The organism is Lysinibacillus zambalensis (genome assembly GCF_040183165.1).
Classification (GTDB): domain Bacteria; phylum Bacillota; class Bacilli; order Bacillales_A; family Planococcaceae; genus Lysinibacillus; species Lysinibacillus zambalensis.
The window spans coordinates 1-4,858 of sequence record NZ_JBEGDG010000050.1; the positions used below are offsets into that span (position 1 = coordinate 1).

Annotated in this window: 2 protein-coding genes; both read left to right on the forward strand. The window is 38.8% G+C overall.

Annotated features, from left to right (window positions below; all coding sequences use genetic code 11):
- A partial coding sequence (locus tag ABNX05_RS25915; RefSeq protein ID WP_349662321.1) for a DUF6531 domain-containing protein occupies positions 1–4,200 on the forward strand: 4,200 nt, incomplete at its 5' end.
- 24 nt (positions 4,201–4,224) lie between these two features.
- A complete protein-coding gene (locus ABNX05_RS25920; protein ID WP_337989527.1) occupies positions 4,225–4,674 on the forward strand; it encodes an SMI1/KNR4 family protein in 450 nt (149 codons plus the stop codon).
- Positions 4,675–4,858 lie beyond the last annotated feature (184 nt).

The following is a 4,858-nucleotide window of genomic DNA, read 5'->3' on the forward strand; positions in this document are numbered from 1 at the left end:
GAAATTAGTGGCATGAAAGAGCTTGCCGTAGAAGCGGAAGAATGGATTGCGATATCAGCGAAGGAACAAAGTCATGTGATTATGGCCGCTGACACACAATTAATTAGTACGCTCATTGAACAAGAAGGTATAGAGAAGAAGAGCCAGCCGCCGAAGCTAAATGAAGAAGCAATCGAAGCAATGAGTAAAGTTGACTTAATCTTCCCTCAAAAGGCAGAAGAGAAGAAAGAGAAGAAAGGCTGGTTTAGTAGTTTAGTAGATGGCGTAAGTACTGCGCTGGATATCGCTGGGTTTATTCCTGTCATAGGAACATTTGCAGATATTGCGAATGCAGGAATTAGCTTGGCAAGAGGAGACTACATGGGGGCAGCCATGAACATAGTTGGGGCGGTCCCGATAGTTGGTGATGCAGCCAAAACAGCCTATAAGGCCGGTAAAGCGGCAAAAGCTGCAGATAAAGCAATTACAGCCGCAAAAGCTGCAGATAAAGCAGTGGATGCATCCAAAGCAATAAAAGGGATGAAAGCAGCTTACGCAAAAGTATCTAAAACGCTAGATACAGTATCGGCGCTAGCCAACAAAGGATCTAAGGCCGTGAAGACGGCAGCAGATAAAGTTGTCTCATCCATGGATGAATTGCTCGGTGTGTCGAAGGTATTAGATGGTATGAAGGATATGGCCAAGGACGCACTAAAGAAATTTAATCGTAAAGGATCAAAGAAGCAAAAGTGTACAAATGGGCAAAGTAAAAAAAATTCCAATACATGTTCAGATCCTGTTGATACAATTACCGGGCGTATGATTTATGAAGGTATCGACTTTGAACTACCTGGACCTATCCCCCTTTCATGGGAACGCGCTTGGTACAGTGATAGTAGTCGGGTTGGCTTATCAGGTCATGGTATGCACTTTACATATGATCTAGCCTTAGAAATTTTTGAAGAAGAAGACCTGATTGGGATAGTTGTAACGGATGGTCGCGCGATAGGATTTCCAATTTTACCAATAAACTTGCCGTATTTTAACAAACGAGAAAGAATGACCTTAACAAATACAGGTGAGGAGTATCATCTATTTGAGCATGATACACGATTGATTTATGTATTTGAACAAATAACAGAAACAACATACCGATTAAAAGAAGTAAGAAATGAGCAAGCGCATCATATTCAATTTGCCTATAACCTTAAAGGGTTCCTTTCCCAAGTAATAGACAGTGTTGGTAGAGTGCTTGAAGTTACGACCAATGAGGTAGGCAGAATGACAGAAGTCGCCCTACGTAACCAGATGAGTCGTGAAGTCTTAGTTCGCTATGATTACAATGATGGACAAGATTTAATCGAAATCCAAGATGCGTTAGGGCAAAGTACGCATTTAAAATATGTTAATCATTTGATGATGCAAAAAACAGATCGCAATAAAAATAGCTTCTTCTGGCGCTATGATGGCCCAACTACAGGTGCACGATGCATCAAGACATGGGGAGATGGCAATGTCCTTGCTTATGAGCTTTCTTATCACGAGGGCTATAACGAAATTACGAATAGTTTAGGTCATAAGACTTATTACTATTATAACGAAGATAATCTCTGTACGAAAATTGTTCATCCAGATGGTAGTGAAGTCAGTTATCAATATAATGAGGACTTTGAATTACTCCAAACAGTTGATGAAGATGGACATGTGACGACATATAGCTATGATGAGTGGGCAAACCCAGTGACGATTACTCGTGCAGATGGCAGTACCTTATCGGCTCAATATGATGAAAAAGATAGACTGATTCAGGCAGTTAACGCAGAGGGTGGCAGTCGTCAGTGGATTTATAATAAAGACGGTACATTACAGGCAAATATTTTAGAAGATGGCACAAAGACTGAATTTTCCTATAATGAGAAATATTTAATCGAAACGGTGACAAATGCGCAAGGTCATATGGTAAGCTTAGCTTATGATGCTGATTTGAACCTGAGTCAAGTAACATTGCCAGACGGGACAAGTTCAACCTGGACGTATGACCGTCGTGGTAACTGCACAACAACGACAAATCCACTTGGTGCCACAGAAAAGTTCCGTTATGATAACTTAAATCGTCTTGTACGTGCAAATCTATCAGATGGTAACGACGTTCAATTAAAGTACAATGCCTATGACGATATTGTTTTGGCGAAAGATAACCATACGCAAGTAGCCTTTGATTACACCATGTTTGGCAGTTTGATATCTCGAGAACAAGGTGGAAAGAAAGTTAAATTCACTTATGATACAGAGGAGCAGTTAACCGCTGTCATCAATGAAAAAGGCGAAACGTATCAGTTTGAACGCGATACGAAAGGAAATATCATCAAGGAAATCGGCTTTGATGAGATGGAAAGAACGTATGAGCGAAGTTTGGCAGGATTAGTTCAAAGAATTCAACGTCCTGAGGATCGATGGACAGCGTATCAGCATGATAATTTAGGGAATGTCATTCGAGCTGATTATTATGATGACACCTGGGAAGAGTTTGGCTATGACAAAAATGGTTTGTTGATGGAGACTGAAAATGAGCATGTGAAAGTAAAGCTGGAGCGAGACCCATCTGGACAAGTAATCAAGGAATGGCAAAATGACCATTGGATTGCGAGTAGCTATGATGAATTAGGCAACCGTTCACAGATTACGAGTAGCTTAGGTGCAAAAATTGATGTCGCTCGTAATGAAATGGGCAATGTGTCACAAATCTCAGCTTCACACTCAGAGCAAGAACATTGGACAGCATCCATGCAGTACAATGAACTCGGACAAGAAATTGAGAGAATCCTACCTGGGGATGTCATCAGCGAATGGCAGTATGATGTAACAGGTAGACCGACACACCATCGAATAAGTAGTCAAAACCGTCATACCCGAAGACGCGTGTATAATTGGGACGTTAATCATCGCTTACGAAGCATGGTAAACGAGTTAACAGGTGTAAAAGTTACCTATGGTTACGATGAATTCAGTAACCTCGTTTGGTCCAATCAAGGCGGTCAATTTGATTTCTTACACCGCAGTGTCGATGATGTCGGGAATTTGTATGAAACGAAAGAAAAGACAGATCGTGTCTATGGTGCCGGAAGCAGATTGCTTGAAACGAAAGAGGCAACATTCTCTTATGATGATGAAGGTAATCTGATTCAGAAAGTTGAGAAGAATGGTGATACGTGGAAGTACGAGTACTATGGCAATGGTATGATGTCGAAGGTCATCAAACCAGACAACACAGAAGTTACTTTCAAGTATGACTCGCTAGGTAGACGAATAGAGAAGAGTTCTGACGAGAAAACTATGAGATTCGTATGGGATGGGAATACTATCCTACATGAGTATTTCTCGGAGGAAGATTCAGGGGAATTTGAAAACCTAGAGGAGTATTCTTCACAGAACAAGTCTGAAATACCAGACAATCTAGTCACATGGGTATTTAAAGATGGGTTCGTACCGTCTGCTAAAATTACGGATGAAGGTAATTACAGTATTATTAGTGATTATCTTGGAACGCCTGTCGAAGCTTATGATGATGATGGTAATAAGGTTTGGTCGGCTGAGCTTGATATTTATGGGCGAGTAATAGAATTTGCAGGTGAAAAGGATCTCATTCCATTCCGTTATCAAGGGCAGTATGAAGACGTGGAAATTGGATTATATTACAACAGATTCCGATATTACTCACCAAGTGAGGGGATTTACACACAACAAGACCCTATTAGGCTAGCGGGGAATAATCCAACGTTATATGGATATGTTAGTGACCCTCTCATAGAGCTGGATCCGTTTGGCTTGATAAATTGGAAAAAAGTTATTTGGACTGCAACAAGACCAAAGGGAACTAGACAAACATATGATGTGTATCAAAGAGATGATATTAATTGGGATAAAATTAGAAGTGCAGGAGATAAAAAGTATATTGGTATGACAAATAGGGATGCGGCAAATAAATACGGAAAAGCACCACAACTATCTGATGGTAGTTTTGCAACATTACATCATTTAGGTCAAGATTCGAGAGGAGCATTAGTAGAAGCAAGTACTCGTTATCATGGTGTAGGAAAGTATGGGCAAGATATATTGCATAGTCAATTTGGGAGAAATAAACCACATCCTAATTATCCGATAAATAGGTCGAAATTTGGTGTCGATACACGAGAATATTGGAAAACCCGATGTAAATCATAAATTTTTAGAAGAGGTGGAGATATAATGAATGATATGAATGAATTGCTAAATAAATATAGAGCTTTATACGATATTGATGGAATTTCTAAAGATTACTTGGATAAAATCGAATATGATCTTCAAATAAAACTACCTAATGATTTTCGTGAAGTATCTAGTTTCTACAGTGGAGGAGATGTTGGAGGGAAAAATATACATTCTTTTTTATTTTCTGATTCAACAAATCTTATTGGAGAAACTTTGAGAATTAGAGAGGCCGTTGGTTTACCGAGTAGATTTGTTGTTATTGCTGAACAAGATGAAAGTATTATTGTTATGGATACAGAAAACAAACCATCAATCATTTGGCTAGATTCTGTAGAAATAACTAAATTAGAGGAGCAAGATTTTATTTCCGAGCCAGATGTATGGGAGAATTTTTCTGACTTTTTTAATCATATACTAGATGATGAAGAAGAAGAACGTAAATATTAAGATATAATAAAGAAGTGTGTTTTAACCAACAATAATATAAAAATAAAGAAACAACAGTATTACAAGTCTTTTGTGTTATTTAATGGATTTAATAAAGATTAAAACACACTAACATTAGTAGTACAAACCAAGGCCATGGTTTGTGCTACTATTTTTTTATAGTAGAAGTGAAGAAAAGCCGACT

Coding starts and splice junctions, on each gene's coding strand:
- ABNX05_RS25920 (WP_337989527.1), top strand. CDS start 4,225: ATGAATGATATGAATGAATTGCTAAATAAATATAGAGCTTTATACGAT.